This is a genomic window from Streptomyces malaysiensis subsp. malaysiensis (assembly GCF_040653035.1).
Classification (GTDB): Bacteria; Actinomycetota; Actinomycetes; order Streptomycetales; family Streptomycetaceae; genus Streptomyces; species Streptomyces malaysiensis.
In genome coordinates, this window is the sequence record NZ_JBEZNG010000021.1 from 69,248 (window position 1) to 92,928 (window position 23,681).

General features: G+C 73.5%; 22 protein-coding genes. 7 read left to right on the top strand and 15 right to left on the bottom strand.

Annotated elements, in window-relative coordinates:
- The first annotated feature begins 134 nt into the window (after window positions 1–134).
- Window positions 135–1,340 carry a geranylgeranyl reductase family protein gene (locus tag AB0E24_RS32940; protein ID WP_069871282.1) on the top strand — a complete coding sequence of 402 codons (1,206 nt, stop codon included), beginning with the start codon at window positions 135–137 and terminating at the stop codon, window positions 1,338–1,340.
- A 525-nt stretch (window positions 1,341–1,865) separates the two neighbouring features.
- Here AB0E24_RS32940 and AB0E24_RS32945 read toward each other — a convergent pair.
- Window positions 1,866–1,991: a hypothetical protein gene (locus AB0E24_RS32945; protein WP_359382503.1), complete on the bottom strand. Its 126-nt coding sequence runs from the start codon at window positions 1,989–1,991 to the stop codon at window positions 1,866–1,868.
- A gap of 232 nt (window positions 1,992–2,223) precedes the next feature.
- Between AB0E24_RS32945 and AB0E24_RS32950 the strand changes: the two genes are divergently transcribed.
- Together AB0E24_RS32950 and AB0E24_RS32955 are read left to right on the top strand one after the other, a co-directional pair.
- Window positions 2,224–3,609, top strand: a complete 1,386-nt coding sequence (locus tag AB0E24_RS32950; RefSeq protein ID WP_435865349.1) for a sensor histidine kinase — start codon at window positions 2,224–2,226, stop codon at window positions 3,607–3,609.
- A 47-nt stretch (window positions 3,610–3,656) separates the two neighbouring features.
- Window positions 3,657–4,322 carry a response regulator gene (locus AB0E24_RS32955; protein ID WP_079260325.1) on the top strand — a complete coding sequence of 222 codons (666 nt, stop codon included), beginning with the start codon at window positions 3,657–3,659 and terminating at the stop codon, window positions 4,320–4,322.
- A gap of 34 nt (window positions 4,323–4,356) precedes the next feature.
- Here the strand turns inward: AB0E24_RS32955 and AB0E24_RS32960 are convergent, their stop codons facing one another.
- Genes AB0E24_RS32960 through AB0E24_RS32980 form a run of 5 tightly spaced genes read right to left on the bottom strand, consistent with a single transcriptional unit; the run spans window position 4,357 to window position 8,303 of the window.
- Complete coding sequence (locus AB0E24_RS32960; protein ID WP_359382504.1) at window positions 4,357–5,265, bottom strand: DUF2797 domain-containing protein; 909 nt, start codon at window positions 5,263–5,265, stop codon at window positions 4,357–4,359.
- Entirely contained in the window at window positions 5,265–5,507 is a 243-nt protein-coding gene (locus tag AB0E24_RS32965) for a DUF6332 family protein (protein ID WP_359382507.1), read from the bottom strand. The genes AB0E24_RS32960 and AB0E24_RS32965 overlap by 1 nt, the downstream gene beginning before the upstream one ends.
- Window positions 5,508–5,513: 6 nt before the next feature.
- A complete protein-coding gene (locus AB0E24_RS32970; protein WP_234701471.1) occupies window positions 5,514–6,038 on the bottom strand; it encodes a DUF4442 domain-containing protein in 525 nt (174 codons plus the stop codon).
- Between the two features lie 53 nt (window positions 6,039–6,091).
- Window positions 6,092–6,826, bottom strand: coding sequence for a maleylpyruvate isomerase family mycothiol-dependent enzyme (locus tag AB0E24_RS32975; protein WP_283887653.1), 735 nt, complete (start codon window positions 6,824–6,826; stop codon window positions 6,092–6,094).
- Between the two features lie 55 nt (window positions 6,827–6,881).
- Window positions 6,882–8,303: an MFS transporter gene (locus AB0E24_RS32980; protein ID WP_435865350.1), complete on the bottom strand. Its 1,422-nt coding sequence runs from the start codon at window positions 8,301–8,303 to the stop codon at window positions 6,882–6,884.
- A gap of 17 nt (window positions 8,304–8,320) precedes the next feature.
- On the opposite strand from AB0E24_RS32980, the gene AB0E24_RS32985 reads away from it, so the two are divergent.
- Window positions 8,321–9,550, top strand: coding sequence for an ROK family protein (locus AB0E24_RS32985; RefSeq protein ID WP_359382511.1), 1,230 nt, complete (start codon window positions 8,321–8,323; stop codon window positions 9,548–9,550).
- Window positions 9,551–9,643: 93 nt separating this feature from the next.
- Here the strand turns inward: AB0E24_RS32985 and AB0E24_RS32990 are convergent, their stop codons facing one another.
- Entirely contained in the window at window positions 9,644–10,231 is a 588-nt protein-coding gene (locus tag AB0E24_RS32990; RefSeq protein ID WP_359382514.1) for a DUF4865 family protein, read from the bottom strand.
- Between the two features lie 220 nt (window positions 10,232–10,451).
- Between AB0E24_RS32990 and AB0E24_RS32995 the strand changes: the two genes are divergently transcribed.
- On the top strand, window positions 10,452–10,748 hold the full coding sequence (locus tag AB0E24_RS32995; protein WP_069871300.1) for an SHOCT domain-containing protein: 297 nt from the start codon (window positions 10,452–10,454) through the stop codon (window positions 10,746–10,748).
- Window positions 10,749–11,017: 269 nt separating this feature from the next.
- Here the strand turns inward: AB0E24_RS32995 and AB0E24_RS46045 are convergent, their stop codons facing one another.
- Both AB0E24_RS46045 and AB0E24_RS33005 read right to left on the bottom strand, forming a co-directional pair.
- Window positions 11,018–11,734 (bottom strand): ATP-binding protein, encoded by a 717-nt coding sequence (locus tag AB0E24_RS46045; protein ID WP_435865351.1) that lies wholly within the window; start codon window positions 11,732–11,734, stop codon window positions 11,018–11,020.
- A 185-nt stretch (window positions 11,735–11,919) separates the two neighbouring features.
- On the bottom strand, window positions 11,920–12,255 hold the full coding sequence (locus tag AB0E24_RS33005) for a hypothetical protein (protein ID WP_069871304.1): 336 nt from the start codon (window positions 12,253–12,255) through the stop codon (window positions 11,920–11,922).
- Window positions 12,256–12,434: 179 nt separating this feature from the next.
- Between AB0E24_RS33005 and AB0E24_RS33010 the strand changes: the two genes are divergently transcribed.
- Complete coding sequence (locus tag AB0E24_RS33010; protein WP_069871306.1) at window positions 12,435–13,556, top strand: PLP-dependent cysteine synthase family protein; 1,122 nt, start codon at window positions 12,435–12,437, stop codon at window positions 13,554–13,556.
- Between the two features lie 47 nt (window positions 13,557–13,603).
- On the opposite strand, the gene AB0E24_RS33015 is transcribed toward AB0E24_RS33010, so the two are convergent.
- Window positions 13,604–14,077, bottom strand: a complete 474-nt coding sequence (locus tag AB0E24_RS33015) for an SRPBCC family protein (protein WP_079153620.1) — start codon at window positions 14,075–14,077, stop codon at window positions 13,604–13,606.
- Between the two features lie 24 nt (window positions 14,078–14,101).
- Entirely contained in the window at window positions 14,102–14,947 is an 846-nt protein-coding gene (locus AB0E24_RS33020; protein ID WP_069871309.1) for a DeoR/GlpR family DNA-binding transcription regulator, read from the bottom strand.
- A gap of 202 nt (window positions 14,948–15,149) precedes the next feature.
- On the opposite strand from AB0E24_RS33020, the gene AB0E24_RS33025 reads away from it, so the two are divergent.
- Window positions 15,150–17,507, top strand: coding sequence for a hypothetical protein (locus AB0E24_RS33025; RefSeq protein ID WP_435865352.1), 2,358 nt, complete (start codon window positions 15,150–15,152; stop codon window positions 17,505–17,507).
- Here the strand turns inward: AB0E24_RS33025 and AB0E24_RS33030 are convergent.
- The 4 genes from AB0E24_RS33030 to AB0E24_RS33045 form a co-directional block, all read right to left on the bottom strand.
- Entirely contained in the window at window positions 17,500–19,938 is a 2,439-nt protein-coding gene (locus tag AB0E24_RS33030) for a right-handed parallel beta-helix repeat-containing protein (RefSeq protein ID WP_359382520.1), read from the bottom strand. The two genes, AB0E24_RS33025 and AB0E24_RS33030, sit on opposite strands and share 8 nt — an antisense overlap.
- Before the next feature lie 199 nt (window positions 19,939–20,137).
- Complete coding sequence (locus AB0E24_RS33035) at window positions 20,138–20,740, bottom strand: Rv1733c family protein (RefSeq protein WP_079256582.1); 603 nt, start codon at window positions 20,738–20,740, stop codon at window positions 20,138–20,140.
- Between the two features lie 80 nt (window positions 20,741–20,820).
- Window positions 20,821–22,464, bottom strand: coding sequence for a sensor histidine kinase (locus tag AB0E24_RS33040; RefSeq protein ID WP_147968573.1), 1,644 nt, complete (start codon window positions 22,462–22,464; stop codon window positions 20,821–20,823).
- Between the two features lie 234 nt (window positions 22,465–22,698).
- Entirely contained in the window at window positions 22,699–23,676 is a 978-nt protein-coding gene (locus AB0E24_RS33045) for a universal stress protein (protein WP_359382523.1), read from the bottom strand.
- Between the last annotated feature and the right edge of the window lie 5 nt (window positions 23,677–23,681).

Genomic DNA, 23,681 nt, shown 5'->3' on the forward strand with positions numbered 1-23,681 from the left:
GGATGCGCTGCGATGGGCACGTATGTACGGCTTGATGCCGCGCGGCCGATCATCCCACAGCGGGGTCATCCGCCGGGGAGCCGTAGGATGCCGGGAAGGCGCATCAGGTCGGTCGATTGGGAGCGGATCCACACGTGAGCAGCGACAACGCAGCCCCGGACAATGAGACGGTATGGGACGTCGTCGTGGTGGGCGCGGGCCCCGGGGGTGCCTCCGCGGCCCACGCCGCCGCCTGCGCCGGGCGGCGGGTGCTGTTGTTGGAGAAGGCCGAACTACCGCGCTACAAGACCTGCGGCGGCGGCATCATCGGCCCCACGCGTGACGCCCTCCCGCCGGGTTTCGAACTGCCGCTGCGGGAGCGGGTGCACGCCGTGACCTTCTCGCTGAACGGCAAGCTGTCCCGCACCCGCCGCTCCAAGCAGGCGCTCTTCGGGCTGATCAACCGGCCGGAGTTCGACGCGGCCCTGGTCGAGGCCGCCAAGGACGCGGGCGCCCAGATCCGTACGGGCGTCGCGGTCAGCCGTGTCGAGCAGCACGGCCCGGCCGTGCCCGACCGGCGCACGGTCGCCGTGGTGCTCGCCGACGGTGAGACGGTGCTGGCGCGGGCCGTGGTCGGCGCGGACGGCAGCGCCAGCCGCATAGGCGCGCATGTCGGCGTGAAGCTGGACCAGGTGGATCTCGGTCTCGAGGCGGAGATCCCCGTCCCGGAGACCGTCGCGGAGGACTGGGCGGGCCGGGTGCTCATCGACTGGGGCCCGATGCCGGGGAGTTACGGCTGGGTCTTCCCCAAGGGCGACACCCTCACCGTCGGCGTCATCTCGGCGCGCGGCGAGGGCGCCGGGACCAAGCGCTATCTGGAGGACTTCATCGCCCGGCTCGGCCTCGCCGGGTTCGAGCCGAGCATCTCCTCCGGCCATCTGACCCGCTGCCGCTCCGACGACTCGCCGCTGTCGCGCGGCCGGGTCCTGGTGTGCGGGGACGCGGCCGGGCTGCTGGAGCCGTGGACCCGCGAGGGCATCTCCTACGCGCTGCGCTCGGGCCGGCTCGCGGGGGAGTGGGCGGTGCGCGTGGCCGAGGCGCACGACGCGGTGGACGCCCGCCGGCAGGCCCTGAACTACGCCTTCGCGATCAAGGCGGGGCTCGGCGTGGAGATGGGTGTGGGTCGCCGTCTGCACACGGTCTTCTCACGCCGCCCCGGGATGGTCCATGCGGCGCTCACCGGCTTCCGACCGGCGTGGCGCGCCTTCACGAAGATCACCCGCGGTACGACGACGTTGGGCGACCTCGTCCGCACCCACCCGGCCGCCCGCCGGGCCCTGGCGGCGATGGACCGGGGCTAAGCGCTTAGCTGGAAGTGCCCCGACCTGCCGTCGATCGTCTGCGGCGCCGTCGTGGCTGGTCGCGCCCCCGTGGCGGCGCCGCATTCGATACAGCCCCGCGCCCCTTCGGGGCGCCACCGAACCGCAGCCGACTTCCGCCGATCCGCTTAGGCGCTCCGCCGGGGAGGCGCTCCGTCGGGAGCGCCCCGAGCTGCCGTCGATCGGCTGCGGCGCCGTCGTGGCCGGTCGCGCCCACGTGGCGGAGCCGCACATCGACACAGCCCCGCGCCCCTTCAGGGCGGTTTTCGAACCGCGGCCCGACCTCCGCCACTTCCGCCGCTTCCGCCGATCCGCATTCGCTGAGCGGTCCCGCGGCTGTCGCTGACGCGTCGGGCGAGGGACGTCGTATGCCGTGTGGCGCGGTGGTCGCGCGGCGCACGGCGGTGCCGCGTCCCGCGATGGCCCGGCGTCGGACGACGGACTCGTGTGGCACGGCGGATCGGCTGACGGGATCGCGCCGCGCGACGGGATCGCGTGGCGGATCGGTCACGCGTCTCCTTCGGTGATGCGGAAGACCGGGTGCATCGGGGCGATCCGGCTCAGCTCGGCTCGGGGGAGCTGGCGGGTGACGCCGTCGAAGAACGCGCCGACCTCCCATCCCCACCGCTTCAATCAGCCCCGTAGCACCGCCGCCTTCTCCTCGCTCTCGGGGAGTCCGGCGGCGGTGAACGGCGGCGTTCGCCGCCCGGTGCGCAGCCGCCCGCCCCGGCCGCCCGCATATTGCGCCGCCGGGCCGGGCCTGGCGTGCCGGACCGGGCCTGGGGTGCCCTACTCCGCCGGGAGTACGTGCGGGCACCGCGCACGGGGGACGCCGGGTGCGCCCGGCCGGTTTAGCGTTGCCTCTATGCACGGATTCACGGGGGAGCACGACCCGGGGCAGTGGCCGGGGCAGGGGCCGGGCGGACGGTGGCGCCGGATGCCCTTCGGCCCGGCGCGCCCGAGCGTGCCCTGGCGCTCCTCGCTCGTCATCGCGGTCGTCCAACTGGTGGGCACGGGGTTCGCCGCGCATAAACAGCCCGACCGGATGGACCTCGGGCCCGCGGCCGCCGTGCTGCTGCTCGCCGGGCCCGCGCTGCTGCTCATGCGCCATCGCCGTCCGGGGACCGCCGTGGTCGGCACGGCGGCGGTGACGGCGGTCTACCTCGCCGTCGGCTATCCGTACGGACCCGTCTTCTTCAGCGTCGTCGTCGCCTGTGTGACGGCCGTCGCCGCCGGGCGGCGGGTCGCCGCGTGGAGCGCGCTCGGACTGCTGTGGGGGAGCCATCTGCTCATCGGCCACTGGCTCTACCGCTGGCTGCCGCCGGACGGTGACGGGCCCGTCGACTGGGGCCAGGAGCTGGTGATCACGGCCTGGGCCATGGCGATCGTGGCCGCGTCCGAACTCGCCCGCGTACGGCGTGAGCAGTGGGCCCGCGTACGGGCCGAACGGGAGGCGGCGGCGCGGCGCCGGGCGGATGAGGAGCGGCTGCGGATCGCCCGCGAACTGCATGACGTCCTCGCCCACAGCATCTCGGTCATCAACGTCCAGGCGGGCGTCGGGCTCGCCCTCCTCGACCAGGACCCCGAGCAGGCCCGCACCGCGCTGACCACCATCAAGGCGGCCAGCAAGGAGGCGCTGGGCGAGGTCCGCCAGGTTCTCGACACCCTGCGGACCTCCGGCGCGTCCGGCGCCGCGCCGCGTTCGCCCGCACCCGGCCTGGACCGTCTGGAGGAGCTGACCGGGCAGGCGGCGGCCGCGGGGCTCGCGGTGCGGGTGGAGGTGGCGGGCGTGCGGACGGCCCTGCCGCCCGGCGCCGATCTCGCGGCGTTCCGTATCGTGCAGGAGGCCCTGACCAACATCGTCCGCCACTCCGGCTCCCGGAACGCCCACGTTCTCCTGCGCTATGCCCCCGGTGAGTTGGAACTGCGGGTGGACGACGACGGCCCGGCGGCCGGGGGCGAGGTGACGGGCGGCGGGAACGGCCTGGTCGGCATGCGGGAACGGGCCGCCGCGCTCGGCGGCACGGTGGAGGCGGGCCCCCGTCCGGACGGCGGCTTCCGCGTCCGGGCCCGGATCCCGTTCAGGGGCGGGGCCCCGCACAAGGATGGGGTCCCGGGGGTCCCGCAGAGGAACGGGGTCCCGGGGGCCCCGCACACGGATGGGGTCCGGCAAGCGGATGGGGTCCCGCACAGGGATGGGGCCCCGCACGCGGACGGGGTCCCGTACAGGGATGGGAAGGAGACGCCATGAGCGGTGCGGAGGGGCACGAGGTGAGCGATGGGGAGGGGCACGAGGCCGTGATCCGCGTGGCGCTCGCCGATGACCAGAGCCTCGTCCGCGCCGGTTTCCACGCCCTGCTGGCCGCGCAGCCGGATATCGAGGTGGTCGGCCAGGCGGCCGACGGGGAGCAGGCGCTGGCGCTCGTACGGGAGCAACGTCCCGATGTCGTCCTCATGGACATCCGCATGCCGGTGCTCGACGGCCTCGCCGCGACCCGCGGGATCACCGGGGACCCGGCCCTCGGCGAGGTGAAGGTGGTCATGCTGACCACCTTCGAACTCGATGAGTACGTCTTCGAGGCGATTCGCTCCGGCGCCTCCGGCTTCCTGGTCAAGGACACCGAACCGGAGGAGCTGCTGCGGGCGGTGCGCGCGGTTGTCGGCGGCGACGCGCTGTTGTCGCCCGGGGTGACCCGCCGCCTCATCGCCGAGTTCGCGGCCCGCTCCAGGGAACCCGCGCCCGCGGAGGCGCTGGCGGAGCTGACCGAGCGGGAGCGGGAGGTGATGGCCCTGGTCGGCATGGGGCTGTCGAACCAGGAGATCGCCCGGCGGCTCGTGGTCAGCCCGCTCACCGCCAAGACCCATGTGAGCCGCACGATGGTCAAGCTCGGCGCCCGGGACCGCGCCCAACTCGTCGTACTCGCCTATGAGTCGGGCCTGGTCCGGCCGGGGTGGCTGGGCTGAGCGAGGCTGTGTGCGCTCAGAACGGCCGCTGCGCTCAGAACAGCCCCTCCGGGTCCTCCGCCGCCCGCTCCCGCGCCGCCACCGGCGCCGTCGTCGGGGCGTCCGCCGCGGCCGGCGCCAGCGGCCAGCCCGCCAGCTGACGCGTGTCCAGCAGCAGGGCGCGGCCGTCCGTCCCGGTCAGGTGGAGGTCCGGGCCCGCCACGGCGTCGATACGTCCGGCCACGGTGGTCTCGGGGACGAGCCGGATCAGCCCCGGCGCCGGACGTACCCGGTCCAGATGGAACGCCACGTCATGGTGGACCGGCTCGAAGGGGGCCAGGGCCAGCGACTCCGGCAGACCGCCCAGGCCGCGTGCCCGCTGGTGGAGCGCGGCGAGGTCGGCGGCCCGCCGCTCCGGCGGCGGCGGGGCCTCGCGGGCCGTGCGCTTGGCGGCGTAGGGGAAGCGGTCCGGGACGCCGAGCGCGGCGCCCAGCACGGCCTCGGCGCGGCGCGCGGCCATCAGCGGGCCACGGCCCAGCAGACAGTACGAGAGCGCGGCCTGCTCCAGCAGCCGTGCCCCCTCCCGCTCGGCCGCGGTGATCCCGACCTTGACCAGATCCGGGCCGAACCAGGCGAGATAGACGTCGTAAGGGCGCGGATCGTCCGTACGGGTGTCGGCGGCCACGGAGTACGAGCGGTCCAGCCGGGCGCAGTCCGGGCATTGGGCCGATACGGCGGAGGCGGGAACCTCGGCCCCGGTCGGGCACGGGGTGTGCCGGGCGCCCCTGCGGACGCCGACGCAGTCGCGCCGGGGACCGGTGGTGAAGGAGAGCGGGCGGTCCGGCGTCAGCGGGGAGAGCCGTTCCCCCTGGGCCGGATGGCGCCAGACCAGCGCGGGTCCATGGCGGTCCCAGCGGGCCCCCGCGCACTGCCACAGTGGTGCCGGCCGCGGGCCCCGCGTCATCAGCGCCTCTGCCGGGAGAAGAGCCACAGCGCCCGCACCAGCCGGACGGCGAATCCGACGGCGGCCACCGCGACGGCGGCCCCCTGCCAGACCGCCTCCTGGGTCCGGCCCAGGTCGCCGAAGAGCGCGGGGCTCGCGACCGCGACATAGAGCACGGCCGCCAGCAGACCGGCCGTGACCAGGGCGAAAACAATCTCGACGGTGAGCGCGTCGCGCTCGTCCTGGGAACGGGGTCCGGTCATTCCGTATCAGCCCTCCGTCGGGTGTCCGGTGGCCGCCGCCGGCTCCGTCCGCTCCGGCTCGGGCCGCCCGGCACGGTGCTTTCGGCGTACGTACAGTTGTTTCCGTACGCGTGCCACGACCGTACCGTCAGCGGCGACCACTTCGTTCTCGAACCACGGCAGTGCCTTGCCGCCGTCCGCCGTGGCCTCGCGGATCTCCTCCAGCCGCTCCTCGGTGACCTTGAATTCGGCGAACACGTCACCGCGGCCGGGCGAGATGAAGTCGATCTCACCGGCCTTGTCCCAGACGATGTAGTCCCGGCCGAGCCGGTTCATCACCAGCAGCATCCAGAACGGGTCGCTCATCGAGAACAGCGAGCCGCCGAAATGGGTCCCCACGTAGTTGGTGTTGAAGCGGCGCAGCCGCAGCCTGACGCGGGCGCTGCTCCAGTCCTCCGCGAGGTGGACCACCCGCACTCCGGCGAAGAGATAGGGCGGCCACCAGTTCATCGCACGGCGCAGGCCGCGCGGAGACATCGATCGACGTGACATGACAAAAAGCTAACATGGGATATTACTCGCTGGTAACCCTCGTGGTCGGTGTCTCAGATGCCCGAGCGCTCCCGCCACAGCTCGGCCAGCTTCCCATCGCCCTCCGTGCTCAGCGCGGTGATCGGCAGCCGGTTCCAGAGCGCGAGATACAGATCGCGGGCCGGGCCGCCGAGCTCGCAGTCGGCCGCCCCCTCGCCGTGGCGCTCGGTGCGCGGGGCGTCCTGAGACAGCCGTATCGTCCAGACCGCGTCCTGGTCCATGGCCCTCACCCGGAGCGTGCCCGGGGTGTCCGTGCGCACCTTTGACCGGTCCAGGCCGTGGAAGCCGGCCAGCAGCTCATCGACCCCGTCGGCCGCGAACTCAGGGGTGAACGGGGAGAGCTCTCCGCCCCGCGCCGATTCCGCGTCGACCCGGTGGATGGCCGCCTCATGGGCCTGGCGCCGCGCCCAGAACGCCAGCGAGGAGGACGTCGGCAGGAAGGTGAAGCACTTCAGCTCGGGGTCGGCCTGGGTGAGGGTGTCCACCAGCCGGCCATGGGCCTCGCGATACCACGCCACCAGCTCGGCGTCCGGCGGCGCCGGGTCCACCGCGGGCCGGACCGGCTCCGTCAGGCCCTCGCCGACGATCCGGGTGGCCCAGCCGTGCACCCGGCCGATATGGGACAGCAGGTCCCGGACGCGCCAGTCGGGACAGGTGGGCACCGGGGCGTCCACCCCGGCCTCGGCAGCGGCGTCGGCCAGCAGCCGGCCCTCGCGGTCCAAGATTTCGATCAACTCGACAGTCTCCATGGCGGAATCGTGCCAGCCGCCACTGACAACGGCCGGGCCGGAGCGGAGGGGGATGTCAGCTTCCGGCCGGGCGCACGGCGTTTCGCGTGCCGTACGCGACGACCGCCGCCACGGCGGCCAGCGCCGCGACCGTGGTGAGCGCGATCGGCAGCGAGTACCAGTCGGCGAGGAAGCCGATCGTCGGCGGGCCCAGCAGCATGCCGCCGTAGCCGAGCGTGGAGGCCGCGGCGACCCCGCCCGGCCCCGTCAGCGCGCCCGCCCGCGCGATGGCCACGGGGAAGAGGTTGGCCAGGCCCAGCCCGGTGACCGCGAAGCCGAGGAGCGCGAGCCAGATCATGGGCGAGAGCGAGCCCAGCAGCATTCCGGCCGCGGCCGTGGTACCGCCCGCGATCAACGCCCTGGTCTGGCCCAGCCGTTCGAGCAGCGCGGTGCCGCTGAGCCTGCCGACGGCCATCATCAGGGCGAAGACGGAGTAGCCCGCGGCGGCCAGCCCGGCGGACGCGTCGAGGTCCTGGTGCAGATGGAGCGCCGCCCAGTCGGCCATCGCGCCCTCGCCGTACGCCGTGCAGAGCGCGATCAGGCCGAAGACGGCGACGAGCCACCGTGCGCGGCCCGGCCGCTCCGCGACGGGGGAGGGCTCAGGGGGCGCGGTGTGCTCGGGCCCGACGGTGGCGTGCTCGGACTCGGCCGCGGACCCGGCCTTGGCGTCGGACTCGGCCTTGGTCGCGAGCGCAGGCTCGGTGGCGGACTCGGTCTCGGCCGTGGGCTCGGGCTCGGTGGCGGGCCCGGACGTGGCCGTGTGCTCGGACGAGGTGGCCGGCCCCGGCTTCGCCGCGGACCCGGGGCCGCCCTGGGGCGTGGGCACCGGCAGTGAGATCAGCGTCCGGCCCGCGGCCGCCGCGAGCAGCAGCCCGAAGACCGCGAGCAGCGACAGATGGCGGGTGGGGGAGAGCTGGTCGGCGATCAGCCCGCCCAGCCCGGCCCCCGCCATCCCGCCCAGGCTGAAGGCGGCGTGGAAACCGGGCATGACCGGGCGGCGCAGGGCGGCGATGAGGTCGACGGCGGCGCTGTTCATGGCCACGTTGAGCGCGCCGAATCCGGTGCCGAACACCAGCAGCACCAGGCCGAGGGCGAGCGCGGAGTGGGTCAGCGGCGGCAGCGCGACGGAGCCCGCGAGCAGCACACCGGAGGCCACCGTCGTCGGGTGGCTGCCGAAGCGGCGGCACAGCCGTCCGGTGGCCATCATCGTGGCCGTACCGCCCGCGGACACCCCGAGCAGGGCCAGCCCCAGCGCGCCCGCCGAGGCGCTCGTCTGGTCCTTGATCGCGGGGATCCGGGCGACCCATCCGGCGAACACGAAACCGTCGAGGAAGAAGAACGCGGTGATGGCGGCGCGGAGCCGGGCGAGGTCGCGAGGTGTGGCGACGGACCGGCGCGCGCCCGGGATGGCCGTCCGTGTTTTGTTTGGAGTCGGCACAAAGTGAGAATAGGGGCGTGACCCAGACACGGACAAGGCTCGAGCGCGGCCGAAGCGCTCTTGGCCCGGCACTGGCACTCGTCCACACCGGCCGCGCCCCCACCCGCGCCGTGCTCACGGCCGAACTCGGCGTGACCCGCGCGACCGCGGGCGCCGTGGCCGCCGAGTTGGAGGCGCTCGGCCTGATCCAAGTCGACTCGCGGCCGCTCGGGGCCGCCGGGGCACAGGGCCGTCCCTCCCACCGGCTGTCGATCGCCCCCCATGGGCCGGTCGCGCTCGCCGCCCAGGTGCACGCCGACGGCTTCCGCGCGGCGCTCGTCGGACTCGGCGGCCGGACCGTGGCCACCGCCCCGGGCTGTATGACCGTGCCCGCGGATCCGGCGCATGTCATCGACGCGGTGGTCGAGGCCGGTGCCCAACTGCTAAGGGAGACCGGCCGCCGCTGCGTGGGCGCGGGGCTCGCCGTCCCGTCCGCGGTCGCCGAACCGGAGGGCACCGCCCTCAACCCGCTGCATGTCGCCTGGCCCGCGGGCGCTCCGGTGCGCGAGCTGTTCAACCGCAGCCTGGCCGCGGCCGGTATCCGCGGCGAGGACGGGGGGCCGGTCACCGGCTTCGCGGGCAATGACGTCAACCTGGCCGCGCTCGCCGAACACCGCCATGGCGCGGGCGGCGGCGCCCAGCATCTGCTCTGCGTCGCCACCGGGCACCGGGGCGTCGGCGGCGCGCTGGTGCTCGACGGTCGGCTGCACACCGGTAGCGCGGGGCTCGCCCTCGAGGTCGGCCATCTGACCGTCAACCCCGAGGGCCCGCCCTGCCACTGCGGCAGCCGCGGCTGTCTGGACATCGAGGCCGATCCGCTCGCCTTCCTCACGGCCGCCGGGCGCGACCCGGGTCCGGAGGTGTCCCTGTTGCAGCAGGCCCGCGATCTGCTGCGCGAGGAGTACGCCACGGAGCCGTCCGTACGGGCAGCCACCGGGCAGCTCATCGACCGCCTCGGCCTCGGACTCGCCGGTCTGGTCAATATCCTCAACCCGGACCGCATCATCCTCGGCGGGCTGCACCGCGAGCTCCTGGAGGCCGACCCGGAGCGGCTGCGCGCGGTGGTGGCGGAGCGGAGCCTGTGGGGCCGGAGCGGGGGCGTGCCGATCCTGCCGTGCACACTGGACCACAACAGCCTGGTGGGGGCGGCGGAGTTGGCGTGGCAGCCGGTGCTGGACGACCCCCTGGCGGCCCTGGGCGTGGGCTGACCCACTCACCGGGCGGCCCGGGGGCATGGACCCCTGAGGGGCGCCGCGAGAGCCGCGGTCGGGGCCGGGATCGGGGACGCGTCCTTACGGCGGTCACCACTGCCGTCCCCGGGGGAGTTCGGCCAGGTCCGGGGTCGACAGATGGAGCACCTGGTAGCGGTCGCCGGGCTCCGAGGGCGGTGCGGAGTCCTCCCAGAGCGTGAAGTGGATCAGCTCCCAGCCGCGCGGGTCGATGCCGAGGGCCGTCGTGTGGACGCCGTCCTTACGGGTGCGTTCGGCCAGCCGTGCCAGCGCGTCCTCGACGGCGGCGACGGGGTCGGCGGCGGCCGGGACCGGCGTGGCGTGGCGGGTGGCGGTGCGCGGCACGGCGCCCGCTGAGGGGCCCCGCTCGAAGGCGAGCCCCTGCCAGTGCTCGACCGAGGGCCTGCCGAAGTCCCGGACGATGCCCTGGAATCCGGGGCCCCACAGAAAGCGGTTCATGGCCTCGGGTGCGGTCCACAGATAGAACGGGGCGTACTGGTGGACCGGTGAGCCGTCCACACCGCGCTCCCGGATCCCGTACGCCTTGAGCCCCAGCCCCGAGAAGTCGTCGAGCAGCGGCCCCTTCGTCTCCACCCGGCGCCGGATGATCCTCATGTCGTAGTCGGCGGGCAGGGTGATCCGGTACTGCATGGCGAGCATCGGCGAACTCCTGTCGGCGGGGCGTGCGTTCGTATGCGTTCGCCGCGATCGTACACACTAGTAGGTACAGAAGGGATCGCCTCAGCGCAGCCGTACTCCCCGGGAGGTACCGGGACTGTCGTCGGCCGTACGACGACCAGGGCACCGTAAGGAGGTGATCCTCGGGAGTGGCCTTGAGACAAGGGCCATGAGAACACCACTCCCGAGGAGCGCGATCATCATGAACATCCTGGCGCACGGCTTCGCCGACGGCGACGGACCCGGACCGTGGATTCTGCTCTTCCCGCTGATGTGGGCCCTGGTCGTCGGCGGCGCGGTCTTCCTGTTGAGGCGCGCCGGATGGCGCCGACGTGCCCCCTGGCGACAGGGCCCCGTGGACTTCGGCGAGCGATCGCCGATCGCGGTGCTGGGCCGTCGCTTCGCGGCCGGTGAGATCGATGAGGACGAGTACTGGCGCCGACTGTCCGTCCTGGACGAGCAGTTCGGACGCCATGCGACGAAGGGCGGGGCCCTCTGACCGTGGCCACCGGGGGCGCCGACACCCCCGGGCGTTCGGTCCGGTCGGGCCGGTCGGTCCGATCGTCAGGGCCGGGCAGGTCGTCAGGGTCGGGCAGGTCGTTCGGGTCGGTCCGGTCGTTCGGGTCGGGCAGGGCGGTCCGCTCGATCCGGCCGGTCCGGTCCGGTCAGGCGGGCCGGGGCGTCAGGGCCGCCTGGGCCATCGCGGCTGTCCGGGCCGCCGGGCCCCTCGGGCCGTCCCGCCTCCCGCGAGGCGGGACGCCCGCATGCTCAGCGGGAAGCCGCCGACCGGGCGGCGGCGGGGGCCCGCTCGCGCACCGCGGGCGCCGGAGCGGCGGCGGCCGGTGCCGGGGCCGGTGCCGGAGCCGCGGCGGCGGGGGCCGGGGCGACGGGCGGCGCGGGGGCGACGGGTACGGGACTGGGCGCCGTGGCGGCAGGTGCCGGTGCCGTGGCGGGCTCCCGGGCGGGCGCGGGGCCGGTGCCGGGTGCGGTGAGCGCCGGCGCCGGACGGGAGGCGTCCGTGCGATGGGGCGGCGCGGTGCGGCCCGCTCCGTGCGCCGGGAGGGGCGACTTGGCGGTCGCGGTGGGGCGCGGCACGGCCAGCGTGAACCAGACGACCTTCCCGCTGCCGTCGTCCCGCGCATGCATCCCCCAGCTCTGGCTGACGGACGCGACCAGCGCGAGCCCCCTGCCGTGGGTGGCGAACGGATCGCAGGTCCGGAGGCGGGGCAGCCGCGGATCCTGGTCGCGGACCGAAACGGTCAGCCGGTCCAGCATGAGAGCGATCTCCACCGTGCACTGCTTGTCCGGTTCGGCGTGCCGATGGACATTGGTGAGCAGTTCGGTGACGCCGAGCGCCGCCGGGTCGATGAGCGGATCCAGATGCCAGTAGCGCAACTGCGCCGACACAATTCTGCGGACCTGTCCGATCCGCGACGGCAGGGCTTGCAGCTCCACCGTGCAATGCCTGCTAGGACGACTGATCACGGCTGCGACTCCCTGAAGAAGTTGGGGCTAGCCTGATTCAGATGCGGGCGACGAACACGTTCAGCAGTGGTGGCTGCTGGGCGCGACCGGTGGGACGGTTCTCAGCGTCACCGCTTGTTGACCCTCAGTGATACTGATACTCGTCCAGCGTCGGTCCGGCCGCGCGCATGCGCAACTCGGCCGTCTCACCTCTTCGGCGAGTGCCCCCGGGCGGACCGGACGGCGTCGAGGAAGCGGCTGGCGGCGCCGGAGCCGGACTTGGCCGAGGTGGACTTGGCGTCCTGCGAGCCGAGGGTGAGGCGATAGCGGGTGCCGTTGACGGTGGCCATGGCCTGGTCCCCGTCCACGAACCAGGGCTTGCTCGCGCGCACCGACTGCACGGGCGCGCTGTCGATCTCGCTGCCGTAACTGGTCAGCAACTGAAGCCTGCCGTCCTTGATCATGACCTGTCCGGCGCGGGTGACCGAGCGCAGGAACCGCTCGATCCGCACTCCCCTGGCGTTGAACTCGTTATCGGCCATCACAACCGCCTCCCCGATGGCTCCGACTGGCACGTGTGCCGCTGCCTCTCATTTTCCCTGTTGCGCAGTGTGCCCGTGACCGGGCCCGGACACCAGGGCGCACTGGGGGACAATGAGGATCGAAACGGCATGAGTATGCCACTCGGGCCGGGCAAGGGCACAAGCAGGAGGAGTGGGCGTTGGACGGCGAGGCGCGCGGGATCATCGGGACGATCGACGTGGACCGCAGCGATCACGGCTACCGCGAGTGGCTGAAGGAGGCCGTCCGTAAGGTGCAGGCCGATGCCCAGCGGTCCGCGGACACCCATCTGCTGAGCTTTCCGCTGCCCGAGCGCTGGGGGATCGACCTCTACCTCAAGGACGAGTCCACCCATCCCACGGGGAGTCTCAAGCACCGGCTGGCACGCTCGTTGTTCCTCTATGGGCTGTGCAACGGCTGGATCCGGCCGGACAAGCCCGTGATCGAGGCGTCCAGCGGCTCGACCGCCGTGTCCGAGGCGTACTTCGCCAAGCTGATCGGGGTGCCCTTCATCGCGGTGATGCCCCGCACGACCAGCCGGGAGAAGTGCCGCCTGATCGAATTCCATGGCGGCCGATGCCATTTCGTGGACGACCCGCGGACGATGTACGAGGAGTCCGCGGCTCTCGCGGCGGAGTCCGGGGGTCACTACATGGACCAGTTCACCTACGCCGAGCGGGCCACGGACTGGCGGGGCAACAACAACATCGCCGAGTCGATCTATCAGCAGCTGCGTCTGGAGCGGTATCCGGAACCGGCGTGGGTCGTCGCCACGGCGGGCACCGGAGGCACCTCGGCGACCATCGCCCGCTATGTCCACTACATGCAGTACGACACCCGGGTGTGCGTCGCCGACCCGGAGAACTCCTGCTTCTTCGACGGCTGGGTCCACCAGGACGCCCACGCCTTCAGCGACCGCGGCTCACGCATCGAGGGCATCGGCCGCCCCCGGATGGAGCCCAGCTTCGTACCGGGCGCGATCGACCGGATGATGAAGGTCCCGGACGCGGCGAGCGTCGCGGCCGTCCGCGCCCTGGAGCGGGCCATCGGCCGTAAGGCGGGCGGCTCCACCGGGACAGGGCTGTGGAGCGCCCTGCGGATCGTCGCGGAGATGGTCGCCGCGGGGCGCACCGGGAGCGTGGTGACGCTGCTGTGCGATCCGGGGGAGCGGTATCTGGACAAGTACTACTCGGATGTGTGGCTCGAGGAGCAGGGGCTGGACATCGAGCCGTATGTGAAGACGCTCGACGTCTTCCTCACCACCGGCGACTGGACCGATTGAGGTCTCTCCCGCCGACAGGACCGGCTGACGTCCGCCCGTACGGCCCGTCAGCCCGCCGCCACCATCCGGTCCAGGTTCCGCACCGCCTGGTGGAACGCGCGCCGCAGACCCGGCCGCAGCGCCCGCACGGCACCGCGCAGCAGCACCGTGCCGTCCACCGCGAAGACATAGCGCACCACGGTCCCGCCGCTGCCCGAGGGCCGCAGCGTCCACTCCTCCAGCAGCGCCCGCAGCCCCGGCGCGTTGGTCTCGTCGACGCGGTAGGCATAGCGCTCGTGCGGATCGGAGGCCATGACCGTCTCATGGAAGCGGGTGCCGCCCACGAGCCGGATCTCCCTGCGCTTGCCGCCGTCCGTGGCGCGGGCCTGCTTCACCTGCCGGTACCACCGCGGCCAGCCCTCGACGTCGGCGAACGCCTCGAACACCGCCTCCGGAGGGGCCGAGATCTCGGCGACGAAGACGAGCCGCACCGGGGCGGTCTCGGCGTACTCCAGTCCGACCGAACGCAACCGGTGTGTCATGGGCACACGATAACTGCCGGGGTGTCAGATGTCTGCGGTGCGGGACGGCTCGCCCGCCACCACCAGCTCCGGCAGATACTCGGAGATCTCCGCCCGCGCCTCCTCGGGCAGCCCCGGGTCCGTGACCAGCGCGTTCACCTGCTCCAGCGAGGCGAAGGAACTCAGCCCCACCGTGCCCCACTTGGTGTGGTCCGCGACCACCACCACCCGCCGCGCGGCCCTGACGAAGTGGCGGTTGGTCTCCGCCTCCGCGAGGTTGGGCGTCGACAGACCAGCCTCCACCGATATGCCGTGCACTCCGAGGAACAGCACATCGAAGTGGAGCGAGCGCACCGCCGCGTCCGCGACCGGCCCCACCAGCGTGTCCGACGGTGTCCGCACCCCGCCGGTGAGCACGACGGTGGCCGCGCCGGGGCGCGGGCCCACTCCGCCGAGCGCCGCCGACCGCTGGGCGTTGTAGAACACATCGGCGACCCGGACCGAGTTCGTCACCACGGTCAGATCCGGCACCTCCAGCAGCTGCTGGGCCAGTGCGAAGGCCGTGGTGCCCCCGGCCAGGGCGATCGCGGTGCCCGGTGTGACCATCGCGGCCGCCGCCTTCGCGATGTCCTCCTTGGCGCTCAGCTCGAGACCCGACTTGGCCTCGAACCCGGGCTCGTACGTGCTCGCCTCGGCGATCGGCACGGCCCCGCCGTGCACCTTCTCCACCACACCCAGCCGGGCCAGCGCGTCCAGATCGCGACGGACCGTCATGTCCGAGACATTGAGCTTGCGCGTCAGCTCATTGACCCGCACCCCACCGCGCCGCCTGACCTCATCGAGGATCAGGGCGCGCCGCTGCTCCGCGAGGAGGTTCTGGTTGTCGCTCACCCGGCCTCGTCTCCTTCCGGTCGGCCCTCGTCGCCCGCGCGTTCATCTTCGCACGGGGTGGGGACAGCCGATCGCCGGAGCACCCAGGGTCACGATTTCGCCACGCCCGCCCTGTCATGGTCGGGGCAGGCGGCCGGTGGGCACAATCCTGGAGCCGAACGACCGCACCACACCGGAATCGGGGGAGACGGTGCCAGCGACCATGCCCAAGGACACGCCGCCCGACGCGGCGGAGGCGATGACGGCCCGCAAGGGCGGAGCGCCGCCACCCGATCTCGAACTCCTCGTCCACGGAGTGGGCGGCACCACTCCCGAGGAGATGCTGGGCGATCCGCGCACCAGCCTGGTGACCGGCGACGAGACGGCGGCGGTCTACCGCAGGACGGTCGACCTCGACGCCGAGCGGCTCCCGCCCGAGGAGCGCGAGGGGCCGGACCGCGAGGGCCCGATCCGCGAGGCGTACGTCTGGTGCAATCTCACCTCGGGCAACAGCTCGCGCGCCCTGTGGCTGCTTTTACTGCCCTTCATGGTCGCCAACCTCGCCCACTGGATGCGGCCCCCGGCCGACCGGCGCGAGCGGACCGTGCGCACCTACGGCCTGTTCGTCCGGCTCGTGGCGCTCACCTTGACCGTGCTGCTGATCGCCGGGGCCTGCGAGGTGGGCCTGGACCTGTTCGCCTGGCAGTGCGCCGGTTCTGCCGACTGCGCCGGGGGCAAGTCCTGGCTCGGCTTCCTGTCCCCGGAGAACCACGGCTGGTGGAGCCAGCCCGGCCGCAGGCTCGCGCTCGCCGCGGTGCTGCCCGGCGCGCTCACCGGACTGCTGTGGTACCTGTCCAACCGCACCTGGAGCGCGTACGAGTCCTCCCCGCCGCTGGAGCGCCCCGTCGACGAGTCCGCCCCCGAGGCGGGCAACCGCCCCGCGCTGTGCCTCCCCGGCTTCTGGTACGGCCGCAGGATCGTCGCCCGGCTGCGCGCCGCGCACACCGCCGCCGGCTTTCTCACCGTCGCGGCGGGCCTGACCCTGCCCACCACCGCCTACGACCGCGGACCGGGCGGCAGCGGGTTGCCGGACGCCGTGGGCTGGGCGCTGCTGACGCTGCTGGTCATGGGCGCGGTCGCGGTGGTGGCCGTGGTGTGCTTCAGAGGCCGCAGCGAGACCAAGGTCGACGGGGAACTGGACCGCATCACCATCACCGCGCTGCCCGGCGCGGCCCTCGGGGTGCTGGCGCTCTCCGTCCTGTACGCCGGCTGGTCCCGCCCCGACTGGGCCTCCTCCGGCAAGCTGCCGGGCAACCAGGCGTTCATCGTCATCGTCATCGGGGAGGGCGCGCTGATCGTGGCCATGGCGGTGTGCGCCCTGGTCCTCCACCGGGCCGCTCCCGGCCGCACCCCGCTGTATGGGCTCGCCGGGCCCGCCGTGGCGGTGCTCGCCTGCGGGCTCGGCGCGGTGCTCTCGGGCGGTGTCGCCCAGCGCATCGCCGACTGGCTGGACGGCGGCGCCACCCCCGGTGAGGGGCCGGGCATCGCCCCGCCGGTCCTGCTGACCTGGCTGGCCACGGCCATCCCGGCGCTGCTGCTGGCCCTGGTCGGACTGCTGGTGATCTTCACCGTAAGGGTGTGGCGGACGCGCGACCGGCTGCTGCCGACCATCATGGACGGCTATCCGGGGGAGCGGCCCGACGCGGTGCGCACCCGGCGCATCGCGAGCACGATCGCCCGCGCCGGCCTCACCGACTCCGCCCCGTGGATCGTCGGTCCTTTCGCGCTGCTGACCCTGCTGTTCGGCGCCTGCGCCGTCACCGGGGCCTGGGCCACGCACCAGGTGCCCGGGCGGGCCGCCGACAGCGCGCCCGGGGTCGTGGACGCCGCGGCCCAGACCGCGCAGGCCCTGGGCTCCTGGCTGATGGGGGTGGCCTGCCTGATGCTGGTCACCTGGGCCCGGCGCGCCTACCGCAGCCCCTCCGCCCGCCGCACCATCGGCATCCTGTGGGACGTGGGCACCTTCTGGCCGCGCGCCGCCCACCCCTTCGCGCCCCCGTGCTACGCCGAGCGGGCGGTGCCCGACCTGACCTGGCGGATGGAGACCTGGACCCGCAGGCACGGCGGCCGGCTGGTCATCTCCGGCCACTCCCAGGGCAGTGTGCTGGCCGCCGCGGCGGTCTGGCAGGTGGACCACCGCACCCGCGGCCGGGTCGCGCTGCTCACCTACGGCTCACCGCTGGAGCGGCTCTACGGGCGCTGGTTCCCCGCCTACTTCGGCCCCACGCAACTGCTCTCGCTCCACGGCGAGGTGCGCTGCTGGCGCAATCTGTGGCGCTACACCGATCCGATCGGCGGCCCCATGCTGCTGCCCGATGGCAGCGGGCCCGAGGTCGACTGCGACGCGCTCAAGGACCCGCTGGTCTACGGCCGTACGCCCGAACACCCGCTGCCCGCACCGATCCTGGGCCATGGGGACTATCAGGCCGACCCCGTCTTCGACCGGGAGCGGGCCGGGCTGCTGGCCCGGCTCCCGGAGCAGACGCCGCCACCTCCCCAGGAGGGGGCCCCGGTCAGATGAGCTCGGGCAGGTCCTCGGGGTAGAGCAGTGTGAGGTCCTCCGTGGTCGGGTCGCTCATCTGGGCGACCCGGCCGGCATGCCGCTCCACCATCGCCTCGAAGGTCTGCCGGGCGGTGCGGCCGTTGCCGAACGCCGGGCCCTTGGGGAGCGCCGTGAAGTACTTCAGCAGGGCCTCCGACGCACCGTCGCCGATCCGGTACTCATGCTCCTCGGCCTGCTGCTCCACGATCCGCAGCAGCTCCTCCGGGGCGTAGTCGCCGAAGGTGATGGTGCGCGAGAAACGGGAGGCCACACCGGGGTTGACGGACAGAAAGCGCTCCATCTCCGCCGTGTACCCGGCCACGATGACCACGACCGCCTCCCGGTGGTCCTCCATCAGCTTCACCAGGGTGTCTATCGCCTCCCGGCCGAAGTCCCGGCCGGAGTCCTCCGGTGACAGGGCGTATGCCTCGTCGATGAACAGCACCCCGCCGCGCGCCCGGTCGAACGCCTCCTGGGTGCGGATGGCCGTGGAACCGATGTGCTCACCCACCAGGTCCACCCGGGAGACCTCCACCAGATGGCCGCGCTCCAGCACTCCGAGGGAGGCCAGGATCTCCCCGTAGAGCCGGGCGACCGTCGTCTTACCGGTGCCGGGGGAGCCGGTGAAGACCAGATGGCGGCGGACCGAGGCGGCCTTGAGCCCGGCCTCCTGACGCCGCCGGCCCACCTCGATCATGTCGGTGAGGGCGCGCACCTCGCGCTTGACGCTCTCCAGCCCGACCAGCGCGTCCAGCTCGCCCAGCACCGCGGAGGACGGGCGGATGTCGACCGGGGGCTCGGCGGCGGGCGCGGAGGTCTGGGCGGACCGCTGCGCCGGGACGCCGCCCAGCAGCCCGCCCGTGGAGGCGGCGGTCTCCACGGCGGGCGCGGTGACCGGCGGGTGGGCGGGCGTGGTCGGGGAGCCCAGCGCCGTGGTGGCGCTCTCGTCGCTGGTGCAGTCCTCGACGATCGGCCCGGCCTCGGAGAACTCGTACCCGCCGCGGGCACACCGCTCCGTACGGCACTTGGTCAGGGTGGTGCGGCAGCCGTCGATGATGTGGAAGCCGTAGCCCCCGCTGCCGGTGACCCGGCAGCCGGTGAACGTGCCGCGGCCCTCGGCGGACACATAGAACCCGGCCTCGGTCGGCCCGGTGACCGTGGTGCGCTCGACCGTCGGATCGGCGCCCTTGGTGACGATCACTCCGGTGGCGGCGCCGTCGATGGTGCAGTTGGCGAGCGTGCCGCCGCTGCCGTGGTCGCGGAACCACGCCCCGGTGGCCGCCTCCCGGATGCGGCAGTCGTCCAGCTGGACGATGGCCCCGTCGCTGACCGAGACCGCGGTGGAGCGCACCTGCGAAAGATCGCTGTCGACCACGTCGACCCGCGACCCGCGGTCCAGGACGAACAGCGCGTCGGGCACCTCGCGCACCCGGCACGAGTCGAGCACGGCGGTCGCCCCGTCGCTCACCCACACCGCCGGATAGTCGCCGGTGCTCTCGTGCAGCTCGCACTGGTTGGCGTCCACCCGGGTGCCCGGGTCCCACACCGACAGGCCGTTGCGCCCGAAGCGGCGCACCGTGGAGCGGGTCAGCGTCAGCACCGAACGCGACCTCAGGTCGATCGCGTTCTCCGGGATGTCATGGATCTCGCAGTCGGCGAGGGTGAGCACCGCGTCGGTGTCCAGGTTCACCCCGTCCGCCGTCGTGCGGTGCACCCGGCAGTCGGTCAGATTGCCGGTGGCGCGCCCGGAGACCTGCACCCCGGCGCCCCTGATCTCGTACACCTCGCAGCCGACGGCCTCCAGCGAGGAGCCCTCGCCGGTCAGCGAGAAGCCCGATCCGGACGCGTGGTGCACCCGGCAGCGGTCCAGGCGCGGACGGGCGCCGCCGCGCACCGCCACCCCGGACTGCCCGGCGGCCACCACCTCGCACTCCTCGAACACCCCGCCTGCGCCGTCCAGCACGCTGAGCCCGACGCCCGCGGGGTTGTCCACGGTGCAGCGCCGCACGGTCGGGCGGGCGCCGCCGCGCACCTCGATGCCGACCGCCGAGCGCGTGGCGACCCGGACGTCCGTCAGCTCCGGGGTGGCGTCCTCGATGAGCAGCGCGGGGGCGGCCGAGTCCTGGCCCTCGACATGCAGATCCTGGACCACGGCGGAGGCACGTATCGTCAGCGCGACTCCGTCCACCGGCGCGATCCGCACCGAACCGCGCGCCGAGCCCTCGGGCCCGCGCAGGGTGACGGCCCGGCCCACCACCAGATTCTCGCGGTAGGTGCCGGGCGAGATGGAGAGCACATCACCGTCCCCGGCGGCCTCCAGGGCCGCCGAGAGGGAGGCGTACTCTCCGGTGCGGCGCCGCCACCGCGACGTTCCGCTGTGCGTCACCTGGACGACCGAGCCCTGTGCCATGGTGCTGCTGTGCCCCCACCTCGTGCGATGCCGGTGTGCGCGCCCGACAGCCGCTGCTGACTGCCGCTGCGCATATGGAATGCCCCACCGTAGCGTGCGCACGGCACCCCGAGTTGACGTGCCTGTGGAGCACGGGGGGAGTTGGCGTTCATATGACAACTCCCGCCCGTTTACTGCCTTCGCTGCCCGCTCGGACAGGCTAGCTGTCGGCGTCCGCCCGGCCCCAGTCCTGACCGGCTCGCTCCCAGGCGATGTCCCACTGCACATAGCGCCGACGCATCAGCTGCCATACGACCAGCCGCCTGGCACCGTCCACCAGGACCGCCGTGGCCCCCGCCGCGCCGATCCCCGCCAGCACGGCGTGGGTGGCGGCCGTCGCGGTGTCCAGCGGACGGCCCACGGGGCGGCCGCGGTCGTCGGTCCAGATCCGGAACCGCTCACCGGGGTCGGCACCGGGATGGGCACCCAGAGTGCCCTCGTGTTTGCTGCCGTCCGGCCCCGTCCAGCGGGCGAGGACGCGGCGGTGGGCGTCTCTCGCGGACGCGGTCTCGGGATCGGAGTCGATGGGTGGGTGCGGCAACACCTTCACCACCGTGGCCGAGAGTAGATGCCGCTCCGCACGCTGCTCGCGCGCGGCCTTCACCAGAGCCCCGTGCGCCAACGACCCCGATGCCCAGCCGACGGCGGGGGCGAGGAGCAGGATGAGCGACGCGGCGATCAGCGCCGCGCACGCCTCCACGACGTCGGTCCTACGGCGCAGCGGGTTGCGCCGCCAGCGCCACAGCCCCCAGATCTTTCGCATGGATCAGACACCCCCTTCCCCACTCGTGGGTACCGCATGGCGGGCCGGATATGCGCGAATTCGGTGAAGAGAGAGCAATATCACGGGGCCGTCCCTTTCGCCCTTCCGGCGGGCCGTCGGCGGTCAAGAGGGACACACCAGACCAGCCGGGTGCCACCCGCCTCGGGCGCCTCGATGTCCAATGTGCCGCCCAGCAGCTCGGCCCGTGACCGCATATTGACCAGCCCGCCGCTGGGCGCGGCGCCCCCGATGCCCACTCCGTTGTCCGTGACCTCCAGGGTGATGCGCGCCCCGACGGTCAGCCGCACCTCCACCCGCTGGGCATGGGCGTGCCGCACGGTGTTGCTGAGCGCCTCGGCGAGCACCGCCAGTACATGGTCACCGGTCTCGTCCGGCACATCGGTGTCGACCGGGCCGTCCATCAGCAGCGACGGCGCGAAGCCCAGGGTGTCGGAGGCCGACCGGACGGCCTTGACCAGCCGCCGCCGCAGCGTGGCGGGTTCGCCGCCGTCGTCCCCGACCGTGCGCAGGGCGAAGATCGTGGAGCGAATGATCTTGATGGTCTCGTCCAGGTCGTCCACGGCCCGCCCCACCCGTTCGGCCGCTTCCGGGCGTTCGATCAGCCGGCCCGCGCTCTGGAGGGTGAGCCCGGTCGCGAAGAGCCGCTGAATGGCCAGATCATGAAGGTCCCGGGCGATCCGATCACGGTCCTGGAGGATCGCCATATGCTCGGACTCGGCGCGGTGCCGGGCCAGTTCCAGCGCCAGGGCGGCCTGCGCCGCGAACCCCGAGAGCAGCGCGACCTCATGGTCGTCGAAGGGCTGCCGCCCGGCGAGCCGGCACAGCCGCAGCGCCCCGGAGGCCCGCTCGCCCGCGACCAGCGGAACGGCCACCACCGGCCCGAACTCGCTCTCCGGAGCCGGCAGCGGCCAGGATCTGGCCCGGGAGTCCACCCGTACGTCCGAGGCGAACGCGGGGCGTCCGGTGCGGGCGGCGAGCCCGGCCAGCGAGCCGTCGGACGGCACCACGAGCCCGCCGATGCGCTCCGCGTCATGCCCCTCGGCCACCTCGACCATCAGGGAGTCGGTGCCCGTGGCGGGCAGCAGGATCGCCGCCGAGTCGGCGAGGGCCACCTGGAGGGCGAGCCGGGCGATCAGGCTCAGCGCCTCGGCCGCCGGGGTGCCCGCCAGCAGTGTCCGGGTGATGACACCGAGCGCTTCCAGCCACTGCTCGCGGCGCCGGCTCTCGTGGTACAGCCGGGCGTTGTCGATGGCCACCCCGGCGGCGACCGACAAGGTGGTCAGCACCGCCTCGTCATCGGCGTCGAACTGGGCGCCGCCGCGCTTCTCGGTCAGATAGAGATTTCCGAAGACCTCGTCCCGCACCCGTATCGGCACGCCCAGGAACGAGCGCATCGGCGGATGGTGCTCGGGGAAGCCGTAGCTCGCCGGATGCTCCGACAGATCGGTGAGCCGCAGCGGCTGGGGGTGGCGGATCAGCTCGCCGAGCAGTCCGTGGCCGCTGGGTAACGGGCCGATGCGGTACGCCTGTTCCCCGGATATGCCCACCGGCAGGAACTGCGAGAGCCGGTGCCGGTCGACCACGCCCAGCGCGCCGTACTCCGCGTCGGCCAGCACCACCGCGGCCTCCACGATCCGGCGCAGCACCTGCTCCAGGTCCAGCTCACGGCCCACGCTGAGCACGGCCTCCAGGAGGCTGTGCATCCGGTCCTGGGTGGACCGGGCCGCGTCCAGCCGCGCCTGGAGCTCGCCGAGCAGCTGGTCGAGCCGGAGTTGGGGGAGGGCCGGATGGCGTCCCTGGTCCGCACTGCCCGACGACACCTGGCCTCCATCCCCCCCATGAGCCTCTCACCAGCAGAGTAGCCGGGGCGGGGACCGACAGTGACGGAAAGGGGAGGAACTCGGCCAGGGCCGGGTGCGGCGCCGCGGAGCCGGTGGCTAGGAAACCGGCACCACGGCGACCGGGCACCTGGCGTGATGCAGAACGGCGTGGTTGACAAGCCCCAGTTGCATGCCGAAGTGCCCCTGTCGCCGCCGGGCCCCGACCACCAGCAGATCGGCGTGCGCGGAGGCGTCCAGCAGCGCCTTGCGCGCCGAGCCCTCGACCGGGCGGTGCGCCACCGGCACCGGCGGCAGCCCGGCCGCCGAGGCGCCGCCCAGCGTCTCGTCCAGGAGCTCGGCGGCGCGCCGTGTGTGAGCCTCGCGCGCCCCCTGGCCCCCATGCGCCCGGTGCTCCTCGCGTCCCCCAGGGTTCTCGCGTCCTCTGCGCTCCTCGCGTCTCCCATGTCCCTCGCGCGCTCCATGGTCCTCGGGGCCCGCACAGCGCCAGGCGTGCACCGCCTCCAGTTCGCCGCCGCGCAGCCGCGCCTCGCGGAGGGCGAACGCCACGGCGGCGGAGGGCGGCGCGGGCTCCTGGTCGCCGGGGCGCTCGCGCTCGGCGATCCCCACCGCCACCCGGTTCATCCCGCCCCGCACGTTCTCCGGGCGGCCGCGCACCACGACCACCGGGCACAGGGCGCGGGCCGCGATGCCCAGGCCGACCGAGCCGAGCAGCAGGGAGGCGAACTCGCCGCGCCCGCGCGAGCCGACCACCAGCGCCTCCGCACTCTGCCCGGCACGTAGCAGGGCCGTGACCGCGTCGTCGGCCGCCAGGTCGGTCATCACCTTCAGGGCCGGCACCCGCCGTCCGGCCCGCTCGGCCGCGGTGGCCAGCACCGCCTCGCTGTGGAGCCGCTCGGCGGGCCGGTCGGCGGACGTACCGGGGATGTAGCCCTCGTACCGCTCCCACAGGGAGGCATGGACGACGCGCAGCGGCAGCCCGCGGCGCCCGGCCAGCTCGGCCGCCCAGTCCAGCGCGTCCGAGGCGGCGTCCGAACCGTCGACCCCGACGACCACGGGAAGCTCCACCGTGTCCACCGCCT